Below are 14,667 nucleotides of genomic sequence, written 5' to 3'. Positions count from 1 at the left end.
AAAATCGAACAATGAGGATCAGATGAGGGTCAGGGTCTTGTTTTTCAAGCGGACGGCGGGAGATTTTTGGCAAAAAAATGACGGGGCCGAACGGCCCCATCCGGGAAAACATCAGAACTTGATGGCGTGACGCCCGGCCAGCGAATGCGACAGCGTGGTGCCGTCGACCATCTCCAGCTCGCCGCCCACCGGCACGCCGTGGGCGATGCGGCTGGCGAGCACGCCATACTGGCCGCACATCTCGGCGATATAGTTGGCGGTCGCTTCCCCTTCCACCGTCGGGTTGGTGGCGAGGATCACTTCGGTGATGCTCTCCTTTTCCAGCCGTTGCTCCAGGCGATCCAGACCGATATCGCCCGGCCCGATGCCGTCCAGCGGCGACAGATGCCCCATTAGCACAAAGTAGCGCCCGGCGAACTGGCCGGTCTGCTCGATGGCGTGGATATCCGCCGGGCTTTCCACCACGCAAATCTGGCCGTTTTGCTGACGGCGCGGATTGGCGCAGATGGTGCAGACGTCCTGCTCGGTGAAGGTGCGGCAGTCGGCGCAGTGGCCGATTTCCGACATCGCGCGCGTCAACGCCTGCGCCAGGCGCATGCCGCCGCTGCGATCGCGCTGCAGCAGCTGAAACGCCATGCGCTGCGCCGATTTCGGGCCGACGCCCGGCAGGCAGCGCAGCGCCTCCATCAGGGATTCAAGGAGCGGGCTGGTTTGCATCAGAACGGCATCTTGAAGCCAGGCGGCAACTGCATGCCGCTGGAGACGGAGGCCATCTTCTCTTTCTGGGTCTCTTCGATGCGGCGCGCGGCGTCGTTGAACGCGGCGGCGATCAGATCTTCCAGCATCTCTTTGTCGTCTTCCATCAGGCTAGGATCGATCTCCACGCGGCGGCAGTTGTGCGCGCCGTTGATGGTGACCTTCACCAGGCCCGCGCCAGACTCGCCGGTCACTTCCAATTTGGCGACTTCTTCCTGCATCTGCTGCATTTTTTCTTGCATTTGCTGGGCTTGCTTCATCAGGTTGCCCAGACCGCCTTTACCAAACATAGTCGTCTCTCGTCGCTAGGGCCGCGCACCTCGCGCGGCGTTTAAAGGGGGCGAATACTCTCTTCATCCAGATCCGCGTCGAAGAACCGGCACAGCGTCTGAATATGGGTATCCGCAACGATGGACTGGCGCGCCTGCGCCAGCTTTTCTTCATAGATGGCTTGTCGCCATTCCAGCGGGGTGCGCTCCGCCGGATTATCATCCTCTATCACGGTCAGCTCGATCGGGCTGCCGTACAGCTCGCCGAGCGCTTCGGCCAGCGTCTTCTGCGCCGAAGGCGAATTCAGATGACGCTGCGAAGACCGCAGATGGAGGCAAATCTTGCCCGCTTCCGGCTGCTGCTTGAAGGCGTTCAACGCCAGCTGCTGCACCAGTTTCGGGATCTTCAGCCTGTCGATTTCCGCCGCCCAGGCGTCGCGCTCCAGCGACTCCACCACCAGCTTGGCGGCCAGCTCCGGCGTTTTCTCGTGCTCCAACGCCGTGCGCAACGCTTTCGGCGTCGCCAGCGGTTCCGGCGCCGCTTCCGGCTCGGTCTGCGCGCGCCAGCGATAGGCTTCCGGCTTGGCCGGTTTTTCCGGCACCTTCTTCTCCGCCAGACGCTGCTGGCTACGCTCGGTCACGGAAGCCAAACGCCCCAGCGCCGAGTTTGCCGGCCGCGCTATTCCTGGCGCCGCCGGCTCATTCTTTTTTGGTGTGGATGCTCCCTGCTGCCGCTGCAGCTGGGACCGCGCTTTCAACAGCTGGGCGGTGGCATCCGGTAATGGGGTCGATGATTGCCGCGACGGCGCGGCCGGCTGCCCTAGCGGCGGCGGCGCGTCCTGAAACTGCGACGGCTGTTGCGATGCGGCGGCCTGCGGCTGCGCCATCGGAGCCGGCGCGGTCTGCACCAACGCCACCGGCTCCGGGATCACCGCTTTCGGGTGAAACGCCAGCGCGCGCAGCAGGGTCATCTCAACCCCCATGCGGCGATCCGGCGCATAGGCCAGCTCTTTGCGGCCCACCAACAGCGTCTGGTAGTAAAGTTGCACATCGGCCGGCGGCAGGGTGCGCGCCAGCTCGCGCAGCCGTTGTTCCACGGCGGCGTACTGATTGTCGAGCATCGAAGGCAGCAGCTGCACCATCGCAATGCGGTGCAGCAGCGCCAGCGTCTCCACCAGCAGGTTTTCCCAGTCCACGCCGCGCGAAGCGGCCTGTGCGACCTGAGCCATCACCTTTTCGCCGTCGGCGCTGACCAGCGCTTCGAGGATCGCCAGCGGCTGTTCGTCATCGAGCGTGCCGAGCATCTGGCTGACGGTGGCGGCGGTCACCTGCCCCTGCCCCATGGCGATCGCCTGATCGGTCAGGCTCAGCGCATCGCGCATGCTGCCGTCGGCGGCGCGCGCCAGCAGCTGCAGCGCGCGGGCGTCGCTGGTGATCTGCTCCGCCGTCAGCACCGTTTCCAGCTGCTGGCGGATCTGATCGACGTCCAGCGCCTTGAGGTGGAATTGCAGACAGCGCGAGAGAATGGTCACCGGCAGCTTTTGCGGATCGGTGGTGGCCAACAGGAATTTGACGTGCGGCGGCGGCTCTTCCAGCGTCTTGAGCAACGCGTTGAAGCTGTGGCGCGAGAGCATGTGCACTTCATCGATCAGGTAGACCTTGAAGCGGCCGCGCGCCGGCGCGTACTGAACGTTGTCCAGCAGATCGCGGGTATCTTCCACCTTGGTTCGGGAAGCGGCGTCGATCTCGATCAGATCGACGAAGCGCCCCTGCTCGATCTCGCGGCAGTTGTCGCATTGGCCGCACGGCGTGGCGGTGATGCCGGTTTCACAGTTCAGGCCTTTGGCCAGCAGGCGCGCGATGGTGGTTTTCCCCACGCCGCGCGTGCCCGAGAACAGATAGGCGTGATGGATCCGCCCCAGCGAGAGGCCGTTGGCCAGCGCGGTCAGGACATGTTCCTGGCCGACCACGTCTGCGAACGTTTGAGGGCGCCACTTACGGGCGAGAACCTGATAGCTCATTAATACCGGAGAAGTCGAGGAATCTGGAGGGTCATGCTAACACAGCCCCGCGGCGATCCGCGAGGCCGTTGTGCCCAAGGGGCGATGCCGCATCAATGGCCGGCGAAGTCCACCAGGCAGTAGCAGTCGATGCCCAGCTTGTTCAGACGCGCTTCCCCGCCCAGATCCGGCAGGTTGATGATGAATGCGGCGTCGTTCACTTCACCGCCCAGGCGGCGGATCAGTTTGGTGGTCGCTTCGATGGTGCCGCCGGTCGCCAGCAGATCGTCCACCACCAGCACTTTGTCACCCGCGGTGATGGCGTCGGTGTGGATCTCCAGCTTGTCGGTGCCGTACTCCAGCTCATAGCTTTCGCTGAGCGTGGCGCGCGGCAGTTTGCCCGGTTTGCGCACCGGCACGAAACCGACGCCCAACGCCAGCGCGACGGGCGCGCCGAACAGGAAACCACGCGCTTCGGTACCCACCACCTTGGTCACGCCCGCTTCGCGATAGCGCTCAACCAGCAGCTCGATGCTGGCGGCGTAGGCCAACGGGTTTTCCAGCAGGCTGGTCACGTCGCGGAACAGGATGCCCGGCTTCGGATAATCCGGGATGGTTTTGATACTGTCTTTAATAAACTGAAGCTGCTGCGCAGTAGCGGTCATAATTGTTGCCTGATAAAACTGCCTGAAAACCGGCGCGCCGCTCACCCGCCGCCGCCGGGTGAAACACACCGGAGATGAAATGGCAGGCGATCCGCGCACGAAAACGCCCAAATCTATGCAAACTGGCGGACAAATGCAACTCTCCCCTGCATCTTTCAACCCGCAGCGTTGTTGACTGCACGCATTCCCCCCGGTCACTTACCTAAGTAAGCTCCCGGGGATGCCTGCGTTTGTCGTCTAGCTGCGGCTTGAAAGCTATTGGGGAGTTTAAGGGACAATCAGCGCTGTTTTTGTTGCGGCAGGTCAATAACCGGCAGGCGCAGCATAAAGGTCAGCAAAATGACCAGCATCAGCAGCAACAGCCCGCGCACCCACCAGATTTTCACCAGCCACAGCGAACAGGCGAAGGTGAGCACGATCACCAGCACCGCCTTCCACTTCGCTCCCGGCGGCAGCGCGCGATGCTGTTGCCAGTGGCGCAGGTAGGGGCCGAACCAGGAGCGGTGCAGCAGCCAGTGATGAAAGCGCGGCGAAGAGCGGGCGAAACACCAGGCGGCCAACAGCAGAAACGGCGTGGTCGGCAACAGCGGCAGCACCACGCCCAACGTCGCCAGCACCACCGCCAGCCAGCCCAAAATGATCAATAACCCACGCGTCATGCGGCTCTTCGCTCCTCAATCGGTTGCCGCCTACTGTAGCATCGGCGCCGCGCCGGCGGAATATGCGTGCGGCGCTTGTTTCACGGCAGGATCGCGGGCAAGCTTACGCCTGTTGAAATCAAGAGGGAGCTTATGTGAGCACTCAGCGTCTATTACAGGTGTTGGCACAGCAGATCGCGGCGCTGGCAGCCGAAGTGACCCCGCGCGGCGACGTTCCGATCCCGCAGGCGCGCTTCGACGCCGCCCTGTTCGCCAACCGCGGCACGCGGCTGCGCGACTACCTGGCCGAGGTGGAGAAGAATTTCGCCCAGCTGCAAAGCGCCGCCAACGACAGCCGTACCAGCCAGGTAGCCTTTCTGGCCGAAAAACTGGTGGCTCAGATCGCCGCCCTGCAGCGCGAGTTGGCCACCCAGGCGCTGCGGCGCAAGAACCAGCCGAAAGAAGCCCCCGAGGCCGATCTGTACCACAAGCTGGCCGAGCATCAGGACTACGAACGCCGGCTGATCGCCATGATTCAGGATCGGGAAAGCCTGCTCGGCCGCCAGACCACGCTGGCGGCGCAGCAAAAGCTGCAGCACGAGCTGGCGGCGCTGGAGGGGCGCCTGATGCGCTGCCGCCAGGCGCTGGCGCGCATCGAGCGCAATATCGAGCGCAAAGAAAACGGTTTTTGAAGATTTATCACAATATTTTAATGATTATTCCCGGTTGCGCGCCGGGTTCACTATACTCTGCCGGTACGCGAGTTATTCATTTCATTAATTAAGCGCAGGTGCTATGTCTCTGGAAAACGCCTCACCCGAACTGCAGCTGGCGGTAGACTTAATTTACCTGCTGGAATGCAACGAGATCGATCCGGCCACCGCGCTGGCGGCGCTGGATATCGTCAAACGGGATTATCAGGAAAAACTGCAGCGCGCCGGCGTCACCTCTCCCTATCTGCCTGCCGGACAGTAATCAGGGACAGCGCCGCTGTCCCTTTCGTCTTTCAACGCTCATCAGCCCGCCGTCTGGCCGCCTTCGTCCGGCGAGCTGAGCGCGCAAATAAACAAGGAAAAAAAAGCGTGTCGCGGCGGCGATGCATCGACAAACGTGAGCGGCGCCAGAGAAGGCAAAATCAATCAGCGCTGCATGATTTAGCTTCGGATCGGTTAAGAAGCCTGAAGAGTGTCACGGCCGCCGGCGGGCAACGAACAACAAAAGCGTTGCAGCTGATGGCCCGTTGCAGCGGAATCAGAAAGTCAGCACTTTTTCCGCCGCCAGCGTCCACTGCGCCAGCTCGACCAACGTACCGATCGCCACGCCGTCCGCCAGCGGCAAGCGGCTGACGCCGCGCGCGTCGGCACAGGTCTTGCACAGCTTGACCGGCACCTGCTGCGCGGTGAGGATCTCCAGCATCTGCTGCAGGTGGTATCCCTCGTGCGGCTGCTGCCCGGCCAGCCCGGCCACCACCGCATCGGACATCAGAAATAGCCGCAGGTCGAGACTGCTCTGCTGCTCTTTCATGGCGATGGCCAACCGCAGCGCATTGAACAAGGATTCATGGCCATAGGCGGCGCCATTGGCGATGAGAACGATGGATGACATGAAATCTCTCCTTATAAAGGAAGGCGGTCGGCGTCAGACGTCGCCGCGTCGGGTTTGAGGCGCAAGGTGGGGCAAAACTGCAGCATTTCCAAAAACGCGTCCACCAGCGCTTCGGCTTCGGCCCGCAGATCGAAACTTTCCGGCATAAACAGCCAGTTTTCCATCAGGCCGGTAATATAACCGCGCAGGATGATCGCCGCGCGGCGGGTATGTAAATCGGCGGGTAATTGCCCGTGGTGAATGCAGTTATACAGCACCGCTTCAATGCGTTCGTAGCCGGCGAGGTACAGCACCTTGCGCGAATCCAGCAGCGGCATCATTTCACCGACAAACTCGCATTTGTGGAATATAATTTCCATCAACGCCCGCCTACGGCCGTCTTCAACCGTAGACGTCAGAATGTAAATCAGAATTTCTCGGATAACCCGCAGTGGATTATCGGGAAACTTTGCCTGATACTCTGTTTCGAGCTGGTCAATTTTCGGCTCGGTAGATTCCCAAACTTCATTAAACAGGTCTACCTTATTCTTGAAGTGCCAGTAAATGGCTCCACGCGTAACCCCGGCAGCGGTGGCAATATCTGTCAGTGACGTTGCAGCAACGCCACGTTCAGAGAACTCTCTCACCGCAGCATCAAGGATTTGCTGTCGGGTTTCTTGCGCCTGCTGTTTGGTTTTTCGTGCCATGGCATTGTTATTTAGGGGGAGTGTGATTTACATACATTCGCGAATGTATGTACCATAGCACGCACATATAATTAACGCAGCAATGGGTTTTAAAGCTTGTGATCCATTGATCATTTTGAAATCGGACACTTGAGGTTTTTCTATGAACAAAAACAGAGGGTTAACGCCTCTGGCGGCCGTTCTGATGCTTTCAGGCAGCTTAGTGCTAACAGGATGTAACGATAAAGAAACCCAACAGCAAGGCGCCCAACAACAGGCGCCTGAAGTGGGCGTAGTCACCTTGAAGGCCGAGCCTCTCAACATCACTACCGATCTTCCTGGCCGCACCGCTGCGTATCGTATCGCCGAAGTTCGCCCTCAGGTCAGCGGCATCATCCTGAAGCGCAACTTCGTTGAAGGCAGCGATATCAAGGCCGGGACGTCTCTGTACCAAATCGATCCCGCCACCTATCAAGCCAGCTACGACAGCGCGAAAGGCGATTTGGCCAAAGCACAGGCCAGCGCTTCCATCGCACGCGTGACGGTAAACCGCTACAAGCCATTGCTGGGTACCAGCTACATCAGCAAGCAGGACTACGACAACGCCGTCTCCACCCTGCAGCAGGCGGATGCCGCCGTGGTGGCCGCCAAGGCCGCCGTGGAAACCGCGCGCATCAACCTGGCGTACACCAAGGTGACCTCCCCGATCTCCGGCCGCATCGGCAAGTCCGCCGTGACCGAAGGCGCGCTGGTCAGCAACGGCCAGGCGACCGCCCTGTCCACCGTGCAGCAGCTGGATCCGATGTATGTCGACGTCACCCAGTCGAGCACCGACTTCCTGCGCCTGAAGCAAGAGTTGGCCAGCGGCGCGCTGAAGCAGGAAAACGGCAAGGCTAAAGTGAAACTGCTGCTGGAAAACGGCACCGAATACGCACAGGAAGGCACGCTGGAATTCTCCGACGTCACCGTCGACGAGACCACCGGCTCCATCACCATTCGCGCCCTGTTCCCTAACCCGAACGATACGCTGCTGCCGGGCATGTTCGTGCGCGCCCGTCTGGACGAAGGCGTGCGCAGCGATGCGCTGCTGGTGCCTCAGCAAGGCGTCACCCGCAACCCGCGCGGCGAAGCGACGGCGTTGGTGGTAGGGGCAGACGACAAAGTTGAGCTGCGCACGCTGAAGGCGGACCAGGCGATTGGCGACAAATGGCTGGTTACCGATGGCCTGAAAGCCGGCGATCGCGTGATCGTCTCCGGCCTGATGAAAGTGCATCCGGGCGCGCAGGTAAAAGTGCAGGAAGTTGACACTCAGGCGCAAAAACAGCCGCAGTCTGAAGCGCAGAAGTCATAAAAAGGAGCCTGTAATACATGGCTAAGTTCTTTATAGACCGCCCAATTTTCGCCTGGGTAATCGCCATCATCGTCATGTTGGCGGGGGTGCTTGCAATAATGAAACTGCCTATTGCGCAGTATCCCACTATTGCACCGCCGGCGGTGAGTATTTCCGCCAACTACCCGGGCGCAGATGCCAAAACGGTGCAGGATACCGTCACGCAGATTATCGAACAGAACATGAACGGTATCGATAACCTGATGTACATGTCCTCCACCAGTGATTCCTCTGGTAGCGTCACCATTACCCTGACGTTTGAATCCGGCACCGATCCTGACATCGCGCAGGTTCAGGTCCAGAACAAACTGTCGTTGGCCACCCCGTTGCTGCCGCAAGAAGTTCAGCAACAGGGCCTGAAAGTAGAAAAATCCAGCAGCAGCTTCCTGATGGTGGCCGGCTTCGTTTCCGACGATCCGAACATGACTCAGGACGATATTGCGGACTACGTTGCGTCCAACATCAAGGATCCGATCAGCCGTTCGTCCGGCGTGGGTGAAGTGCAGCTGTTCGGTGCCCAGTACGCGATGCGTATCTGGCTGGATCCGAACAAGCTGAACAACTACCAGCTGACGACCACGGACGTGACCTCCGCCATCACCGAGCAGAACAACCAGATCGCCGCAGGCCAGCTGGGCGGCCTGCCGCCGGTACCGGGGCAGCAGTTGAACGCCTCGATCATCGCGCAGACCCGTCTGACTTCGCCGGAAGAGTTCGGCAAGATCCTGCTGAAGGTGAATACCGACGGTTCCCAGGTACGCCTGCGCGACGTCGCTCACATCGAGCGCGGCGCGGAAAGCTATGCCGTTACCGCTCGCTATAACGGTAAGCCTGCCGCCGGTCTGGGTATCAAACTGGCAACCGGCGCCAACGCCTTGAACACCGCCAAAGGTGTGAAAGACGAGCTGGCCAAGATGACGCCATTCTTCCCGCAAGGGATGAAAGTGGTTTATCCGTACGACACCACCCCGTTCGTTAAGATCTCCATCAACGAAGTGGTGAAAACGCTGATCGAAGCCATCATCCTGGTATTCCTGGTGATGTATCTGTTCCTGCAGAACTTCCGCGCGACGCTGATCCCAACCATCGCGGTGCCGGTGGTGCTGCTGGGGACCTTTGCGATACTCGCGGCGTTCGGCTTCTCGATAAACACCCTGACGATGTTCGGCATGGTGTTGGCGATCGGCCTGCTGGTGGATGACGCCATCGTGGTGGTGGAAAACGTCGAGCGCGTCATGGCCGAAGAGGGGCTGCCGCCGAAAGAAGCTACCCGTAAATCGATGGGCCAGATTCAGGGCGCGCTGGTGGGTATCGCCATGGTGCTGTCGGCGGTATTCGTGCCGATGGCGTTCTTCGGCGGTTCAACCGGCGCCATCTATCGCCAGTTCTCGATCACCATCGTGTCCGCGATGGCGCTGTCGGTGCTGGTGGCCTTGATCCTGACGCCGGCGCTGTGCGCCACCATGCTCAAACCGATCCCGAAAGGCGATCACGGGGTTAAAACAGGCTTCTTCGGCTGGTTTAACCGCATGTTCGAGAAAAGCACGCATCACTATACCGACAGCGTGGGCAACATCCTGCGCAGCACCGGCCGCTATCTGATCATCTACCTGCTGATCGTGGTTGGCATGGGCCTGCTGTTCCTGCGCCTGCCTTCCTCGTTCCTGCCGGACGAAGATCAGGGCATCCTGTTGACCATGGTGCAGCTGCCTGCCGGCGCCACCGAGTCCCGCACCAACAAAGTGCTGGAAGAAGTCTCCGACTACTTCCTGAACAAGGAAAAGGACAACGTGGTTTCGGTGTTTACCGTCGCGGGCTTCGGCTTCAACGGTAACGGCCAGAACAACGGCCTGGCATTCGTCAGCCTGAAAGACTGGGGCGAGCGTCCAGGGAGCGAGAACAAGGTCGAAGCGATTGCGGGTCGCGCCATGGGCGCATTCTCGCAGATTAAAGAAGGCCTGGTATTCCCGTTCAACCTGCCGGCGATCATCGAACTCGGTACCGCAACCGGCTTCGACTTCGAGCTGATTGACCAGGGCGGCCTGGGGCACGAGAAACTGACCGAAGCGCGTAACCAGCTGTTGGGCATGGTTGCTCAACATCCGGACGTGCTGGTGGGCGTGCGCCCGAACGGCCTGGAAGATACGCCGCAGTTCAAACTGATCGTCGATCAGGAGAAAGCCAAGGCGCTGGGCGTCAGCATCACCACCATCAACAGCACGCTGAGCACCGCGCTGGGCGGCTCGTACGTCAACGACTTCATCGACCGCGGTCGTGTGAAGAAGGTATACGTACAGGCCGACGCGCCGTTCCGTATGCTGCCGGAAGACATCAACAAGTGGTACGTGCGCGGTACAAGCGGCCAAATGGTGCCATTCTCCGCCTTCTCTTCGGCGAAATGGGAATATGGCTCACCGCGCCTGGAACGCTATAACGGCTTGCCGTCGATGGAAATTCTGGGCCAGGCTGCACCGGGCAAGAGTACCGGTGAAGCGATGAACCTGATGGAACAGTTGGCGTCCAAACTGCCAAGCGGCATCGGTTACGACTGGACCGGCATGTCCTATCAGGAACGTCTGTCGGGCAACCAGGCGCCGGCGCTGTACGCCATCTCGATTCTGGTGGTGTTCCTGTGTCTGGCGGCGCTGTATGAAAGCTGGTCCGTGCCGTTCTCGGTCATGCTGGTATTGCCGCTGGGGGTTATCGGTGCGTTGCTGGCCGCGACGATGCGCGGCATGAACAACGACGTGTACTTCCAGGTGGGGCTGCTGACCACCATCGGTCTATCGGCGAAGAACGCCATCTTGATCGTGGAATTCGCCAAGGATCTGATGGAGAAAGAAGGCAAAGGCCTGATCGAAGCGACGTTGGAAGCGGTGCGTATGCGTCTGCGTCCAATCCTGATGACGTCTCTGGCCTTCATCCTCGGGGTTCTGCCGCTGGTTATCAGCAGCGGTGCGGGCTCCGGCGCACAGAACGCGGTAGGTACCGGCGTAATGGGCGGGATGATCACCGCCACCGTCTTGGCGATCTTCTTCGTACCGGTGTTCTTCGTGGTGGTTCGCCGCCGCTTCAGCAAGAAGAACGAAGACCTGGAACACAGCCATCCGGTAGAGCACCACTGATCGCTCAGTGATATGAGCTCCACCCGATAATCGAAAAGGCCGCACATGCGGCCTTTTTCTTTTGCTTCAGTTGCTTAATGCAAACCGTTCTCATTAATTCACTTGTGGGCGCAATTTACGCTTGATCGCGACGCCGGGTCGGCGCATAATTATTGTTATAGTATAACATTACACGAGAGAGCCATTATGAAACCCGGCATCCATCCCGATTACCGCACCGTGGTCTTCCACGACGTCAGCGCCAACGCCTACTTTAAAGTGGGATCGACCATCAAAACCGATCGCACCATCGAGCTGGACGGCGAAAGCTGGCCGTATGTCACCCTCGACGTCTCTTCCGCTTCGCATCCGTACTACACCGGCAAGCAGAAAGACTATTCCAAAGAAGGCAGCACGGCGCGCTTCCAGCAGCGCTTTGGCCGCTTTATCGGCAATAAGTAACAAGGAAATCCCATGCAGGTATTGAGTTCATTGCGTTCGGCGAAAAATCGCCACCCGGATTGCAAAGTCGTGCGTCGTCGTGGCCGCATCTATGTGATCTGTAAAAGCAATCCGCGATTCAAAGCGGTACAGGGACGTAAGAAAAAGCGTTAACTCCCCAGAGTCATCTGTCGCAAAGCCCCGTTGCTGCTCAACGGGGCTTTTTTTATGGCGAGAAAGTGCCTGCAAGCTGTCCCCCGCCGGCAGGCGGGGGCAGAGGTTACTTCATGCTGCTCAGCAGCGCGTCGACATTGTGTTTGAACGCCTGTTCATAGGTGGCCGCCGGGCCGCCCGTACGGGAGAGCGCTTCAGGGTACAGCTCGCCGCCCGCCTTGGCGCCGGTGGCGGCGGCAATCTGTTTCACCAACCGCGGATCGGTCTGATTCTCGATAAAGTAAGCGTTGACCTTTTCCTGTTTGATTTGCTTGATCAGGCCGGCCACGTCGCTGGCGCTGGCTTCGGCCTCGGTGGAAAATCCGACCGGGGCAAGGAAAGTGACGCCATACTCTTGCCCAAAGTAACCAAAAGCATCATGGCTGGTCAGCACTTTACGTTTCTGTGGCGGCACTGCGGCGAACTGGGTTTTGGCCCACAGGTCCAGCTTTTGCAGTTGCTGAATGTATTCGGCACCGCGCTGGCGAAAATAGTTGGCATCCTCGGGATCGGCGGCAATCAGGGCGTTCATCACGTTGGTGGCGTACTGCACGCCGTTTTTCATGCTGTTCCAGGCGTGAGGATCGGTAATCGCTTTGCCCTCCTCCTCCATCTGGCGGGTGCTGATGCCCTGTGAAGCGGTGATCACCTGCCCTTTATAACCCGAAGCGCTGACCAGGCGATCGATCCACCCTTCCAGCCCCAGTCCGCTGACGAATACCACATCAGCCTGAGCCAACTTTTTGCCGTCCTGCGGCGAAGGCTCGAAACTGTGCGGATCGCCATCCGGCCCCACCAGCGTGCTGACCTTGACGTGATCGCCCCCCACCTGTTTGACGATATCGCCCAGAATGGAAAAGCTGGCGACGGCGTCGACGGTCTTCGCCATCGCCAATGGGCTGGCCAGCAGCGCAGCGACCGCCAGCGATATAGGTAAACGTTTCATACTTTCTCCTTGCAAATGGCACTTCTCAACGGCGCGCGAAGGCGTAAATGCCTCCGCGCGTTCCAAACAGGATCGAGACGAAAAAGATGACGCTGGCGCTGAGCACGATCGCCGGGCCGGCGGGCAGCGAAGCGTAATAGGACCACACCAACCCAATCAGGCTGGAAAGCGCGCCGATGCCCATCGCCGTCGCCAGCGTCTGCGGCAGATTGCGCGCCCAGAAGCGCGCGCTGGCGGCGGGCAGCATCATCAGCCCCACCGACATCAGGGTGCCGAGGATCTGGAATCCCGCCACCAGATTGACCACCACCAGCGCCAGAAACAGGCCGTGGATCAGCGCCAACCGGCGCGGCGCGTTGACGCGCAGGAACGTGACGTCGAAGGACTCGATCACCAATGCACGGTACAGCGCCGCCAGCGCCAGCAGCGAAACCGAGGCGATCGCTCCGACCATCAGCATCGCCTGCGCATCCACCGCCAGGATCGAACCGAACAGCACGTGCAGCAGATCCACGCTGGAGCCGCGCAGCGAGACCAGCGTGACCCCCAGCGCCAGTGAGCCCAGATAGAACCCGGCGAAACTGGCGTCCTCTTTCAGCGGCGTGCGGCGGCTCACCAGGCCGGACAGCATCGCCACCGCCAGCCCGGCGATAAAGCCGCCCACCCCCATCGCCACCAGCGACATACCGGAGATCAGATAGCCGATCGCCGCGCCCGGCAACACCGCGTGGGACAAGGCATCCCCCACCAGGCTCATGCGGCGCAGCAGCAAAAACACGCCCAGCGGGGCGGCGCTGAGCGACAACGCCAGGCACGCCATGAGCGCGCGGCGCATAAAACCGAAATAGAGGAAAGGATCGATAAGCCCATGCCACAGCATCATGGCGCCACCGCCCGCAGATCCGGCTGCCGTTCGGCGGCGTGATACCTCGGCACCTGTTCCAATACCCGCTCGGCCGCGCCCCAGTGGCAAGCCTGCGGCGTCAGCAACAGCACCTGTGGAAAATGCTCGGCGACCATCGACATATCGTGCAGCACGGCGATCACCGTTTTCCCCTGCCGATGCAGTTGCGCGATCGCCTGCAGCAGGATCTGCGTGGTGGCGCTGTCGATGCCGGTGAAAGGTTCATCCAGCAAAATCAGCGGCGCCGGTTGAACCAGCAGGCGCGCAAACAGCACCCGCTGCAGCTGGCCGCCGGACAGTTCGCCCACCGGGCTGCGCGCCAGCGCGCTCATGCCAACGTTCGCCAGCGCCTCATTGACCTGGCTTGCCGCGCGCCTGTTCATGCCACCGAACATGCCGCTTTGCGGCCAACAGCCCATCGCCACCAGATCGCTTACCGCGATCGGGAATTGCCGATCCAACTCGGCCTGCTGCGGTAGATAAGCCCTGCGCGGTGGCTTGCCGCCGCTAAAACTCAGACTGCCGCCCAGCGGCGGCAACAATCCGGCGAGCGTTTTCAGCAACGTCGATTTCCCGGCCCCGTTGACGCCCACCACCGCGGTTAACGAACCGGCGCTGAACTGCCCGCTCAGCGGCGGGAAAAGCGGCGTGACGCCATAGCCTATCGCCAGTTGGCGCAAGGAGATCATGGCAGCGATACCGCCCAGAAGATGCCGAGCCACAGCAGGGCCAGCAGCGCAACGGCCCCCGCACAGCGCGCGGCGGCGGAGGTGGTAAACAACGAATTCAGTGACGGCGCGGCGTCATGTTGTGAAGAGGGAGTCAATGTGGTGACCAAAATGATGGGTTAATAGTTATAATATAACATCACACCCACTACCACATCTCAAGCTATGGCGCGACAATAATGCAACGGAACGTAACAGTCCTTCGCGCAGCGGCGCTTCCCCCGCAGCCTCCTTATCAAATCCAGGGATATTCCCATTCGGTTGAAATGTTGGCATAAGGTAAAGAACAGCGGTAAATCGAAAAATTTACCGGCGTGAGTGAAAAAGGAGTAAGATAAGCAGA

The 14,667-nt window shown here is 60.3% G+C and carries 16 protein-coding genes and 1 other annotated feature; of the genes, 6 read left to right on the top strand and 10 right to left on the bottom strand.

Annotated features, from left to right (window positions below; translation table 11 throughout):
• Positions 1-111: 111 nt before the first annotated feature.
• The 5 genes from recR to SSARUM_RS05160 form a co-directional block, all read right to left on the bottom strand.
• Positions 112-717, bottom strand: a complete 606-nt coding sequence (recR, locus tag SSARUM_RS05180; RefSeq protein WP_004940263.1) for a recombination mediator RecR — start codon at positions 715-717, stop codon at positions 112-114.
• A complete protein-coding gene (locus SSARUM_RS05175; RefSeq protein ID WP_004940264.1) occupies positions 717-1,046 on the bottom strand; it encodes a YbaB/EbfC family nucleoid-associated protein in 330 nt (109 codons plus the stop codon). Before SSARUM_RS05175 ends, recR begins: the two co-directional genes overlap by 1 nt.
• Positions 1,047-1,087: 41 nt before the next feature.
• Positions 1,088-3,046, bottom strand: coding sequence for a DNA polymerase III subunit gamma/tau (gene dnaX, locus SSARUM_RS05170; protein ID WP_060429636.1), 1,959 nt, complete (start codon positions 3,044-3,046; stop codon positions 1,088-1,090).
• Positions 1,691-1,755: a sequence feature (DnaX frameshifting element), on the bottom strand. It overlaps the preceding gene by 65 nt.
• Before the next feature lie 92 nt (positions 3,047-3,138).
• Positions 3,139-3,690, bottom strand: coding sequence for an adenine phosphoribosyltransferase (gene apt, locus SSARUM_RS05165; protein ID WP_015376864.1), 552 nt, complete (start codon positions 3,688-3,690; stop codon positions 3,139-3,141).
• Positions 3,691-3,968: 278 nt separating this feature from the next.
• Positions 3,969-4,349: a DUF454 family protein gene (locus SSARUM_RS05160; RefSeq protein WP_041033683.1), complete on the bottom strand. Its 381-nt coding sequence runs from the start codon at positions 4,347-4,349 to the stop codon at positions 3,969-3,971.
• A gap of 134 nt (positions 4,350-4,483) precedes the next feature.
• Here SSARUM_RS05160 and priC point away from each other — a divergent pair, with 134 nt between their 5' ends.
• Together priC and rsmS are read left to right on the top strand one after the other, a co-directional pair.
• Positions 4,484-5,020 (top strand): primosomal replication protein PriC, encoded by a 537-nt coding sequence (gene priC, locus SSARUM_RS05155; protein WP_033653242.1) that lies wholly within the window; start codon positions 4,484-4,486, stop codon positions 5,018-5,020.
• Positions 5,021-5,123: 103 nt separating this feature from the next.
• Positions 5,124-5,303 carry a pleiotropic regulatory protein RsmS gene (rsmS, locus tag SSARUM_RS05150; protein ID WP_016928837.1) on the top strand — a complete coding sequence of 60 codons (180 nt, stop codon included), beginning with the start codon at positions 5,124-5,126 and terminating at the stop codon, positions 5,301-5,303.
• Positions 5,304-5,579: 276 nt separating this feature from the next.
• Here rsmS and SSARUM_RS05145 read toward each other — a convergent pair whose 3' ends face one another.
• Positions 5,580-5,933 carry a DsrE/DsrF/TusD sulfur relay family protein gene (locus tag SSARUM_RS05145; RefSeq protein ID WP_033647269.1) on the bottom strand — a complete coding sequence of 118 codons (354 nt, stop codon included), beginning with the start codon at positions 5,931-5,933 and terminating at the stop codon, positions 5,580-5,582.
• 11 nt (positions 5,934-5,944) lie between these two features.
• A complete protein-coding gene (acrR, locus tag SSARUM_RS05140) occupies positions 5,945-6,619 on the bottom strand; it encodes a multidrug efflux transporter transcriptional repressor AcrR (protein ID WP_033637348.1) in 675 nt (224 codons plus the stop codon).
• A gap of 142 nt (positions 6,620-6,761) precedes the next feature.
• Here acrR and sdeX point away from each other — a divergent pair, with 142 nt between their 5' ends.
• The 4 genes from sdeX to ykgO all read left to right on the top strand — a co-directional run bounded on the left by sdeX (position 6,762) and on the right by ykgO (position 11,707).
• A complete protein-coding gene (gene sdeX / locus SSARUM_RS05135; protein WP_033637347.1) occupies positions 6,762-7,949 on the top strand; it encodes a multidrug efflux RND transporter periplasmic adaptor subunit SdeX in 1,188 nt (395 codons plus the stop codon).
• 17 nt (positions 7,950-7,966) lie between these two features.
• Positions 7,967-11,113, top strand: coding sequence for a multidrug efflux RND transporter permease subunit SdeY (sdeY, locus tag SSARUM_RS05130; RefSeq protein ID WP_033637346.1), 3,147 nt, complete (start codon positions 7,967-7,969; stop codon positions 11,111-11,113).
• 186 nt (positions 11,114-11,299) lie between these two features.
• Complete coding sequence (locus tag SSARUM_RS05125; RefSeq protein ID WP_004940303.1) at positions 11,300-11,554, top strand: type B 50S ribosomal protein L31; 255 nt, start codon at positions 11,300-11,302, stop codon at positions 11,552-11,554.
• A gap of 12 nt (positions 11,555-11,566) precedes the next feature.
• Positions 11,567-11,707, top strand: a complete 141-nt coding sequence (gene ykgO / locus SSARUM_RS05120; protein ID WP_004940304.1) for a type B 50S ribosomal protein L36 — start codon at positions 11,567-11,569, stop codon at positions 11,705-11,707.
• Between the two features lie 106 nt (positions 11,708-11,813).
• Here ykgO and SSARUM_RS05115 read toward each other — a convergent pair whose 3' ends face one another.
• The 3 genes from SSARUM_RS05115 to SSARUM_RS05105 are packed head-to-tail and all read right to left on the bottom strand — an operon-like array spanning position 11,814 to position 14,285.
• Positions 11,814-12,692, bottom strand: a complete 879-nt coding sequence (locus SSARUM_RS05115; RefSeq protein WP_060429634.1) for a metal ABC transporter substrate-binding protein — start codon at positions 12,690-12,692, stop codon at positions 11,814-11,816.
• 25 nt (positions 12,693-12,717) lie between these two features.
• Positions 12,718-13,575, bottom strand: a complete 858-nt coding sequence (locus tag SSARUM_RS05110; protein WP_060426364.1) for a metal ABC transporter permease — start codon at positions 13,573-13,575, stop codon at positions 12,718-12,720.
• A complete protein-coding gene (locus tag SSARUM_RS05105; protein WP_033647273.1) occupies positions 13,572-14,285 on the bottom strand; it encodes a metal ABC transporter ATP-binding protein in 714 nt (237 codons plus the stop codon). Before SSARUM_RS05105 ends, SSARUM_RS05110 begins: the two co-directional genes overlap by 4 nt.
• Between the last annotated feature and the right edge of the window lie 382 nt (positions 14,286-14,667).

Source organism: Serratia sarumanii (genome assembly GCF_029962605.1).
In the GTDB taxonomy this organism is placed as follows: Bacteria; Pseudomonadota; Gammaproteobacteria; order Enterobacterales; family Enterobacteriaceae; genus Serratia; species Serratia sarumanii.
This window is presented reverse-complemented; position numbering and strand designations above follow the sequence as displayed.

Excerpts from the sequence above, each read along its gene's own strand:
- SSARUM_RS05175 (WP_004940264.1), bottom strand. The coding sequence starts at position 1,046 with ATGTTTGGTAAAGGCGGTCTGGGCAACCTGATGAAGCAAGCCCAGCAA.
- SSARUM_RS05105 (WP_033647273.1), bottom strand. The coding sequence starts at position 14,285 with ATGATCTCCTTGCGCCAACTGGCGATAGGCTATGGCGTCACGCCGCTT.
- ykgO (WP_004940304.1), top strand. The coding sequence starts at position 11,567 with ATGCAGGTATTGAGTTCATTGCGTTCGGCGAAAAATCGCCACCCGGAT.
- SSARUM_RS05115 (WP_060429634.1), bottom strand. The coding sequence starts at position 12,692 with ATGAAACGTTTACCTATATCGCTGGCGGTCGCTGCGCTGCTGGCCAGC.
- acrR (WP_033637348.1), bottom strand. The coding sequence starts at position 6,619 with ATGGCACGAAAAACCAAACAGCAGGCGCAAGAAACCCGACAGCAAATC.
- dnaX (WP_060429636.1), bottom strand. The coding sequence starts at position 3,046 with ATGAGCTATCAGGTTCTCGCCCGTAAGTGGCGCCCTCAAACGTTCGCA.
- sdeY (WP_033637346.1), top strand. The coding sequence starts at position 7,967 with ATGGCTAAGTTCTTTATAGACCGCCCAATTTTCGCCTGGGTAATCGCC.
- SSARUM_RS05110 (WP_060426364.1), bottom strand. The coding sequence starts at position 13,575 with ATGATGCTGTGGCATGGGCTTATCGATCCTTTCCTCTATTTCGGTTTT.
- SSARUM_RS05125 (WP_004940303.1), top strand. The coding sequence starts at position 11,300 with ATGAAACCCGGCATCCATCCCGATTACCGCACCGTGGTCTTCCACGAC.
- sdeX (WP_033637347.1), top strand. The coding sequence starts at position 6,762 with ATGAACAAAAACAGAGGGTTAACGCCTCTGGCGGCCGTTCTGATGCTT.
- rsmS (WP_016928837.1), top strand. The coding sequence starts at position 5,124 with ATGTCTCTGGAAAACGCCTCACCCGAACTGCAGCTGGCGGTAGACTTA.
- recR (WP_004940263.1), bottom strand. The coding sequence starts at position 717 with ATGCAAACCAGCCCGCTCCTTGAATCCCTGATGGAGGCGCTGCGCTGC.
- SSARUM_RS05160 (WP_041033683.1), bottom strand. The coding sequence starts at position 4,349 with ATGACGCGTGGGTTATTGATCATTTTGGGCTGGCTGGCGGTGGTGCTG.
- apt (WP_015376864.1), bottom strand. The coding sequence starts at position 3,690 with ATGACCGCTACTGCGCAGCAGCTTCAGTTTATTAAAGACAGTATCAAA.
- SSARUM_RS05145 (WP_033647269.1), bottom strand. The coding sequence starts at position 5,933 with ATGTCATCCATCGTTCTCATCGCCAATGGCGCCGCCTATGGCCATGAA.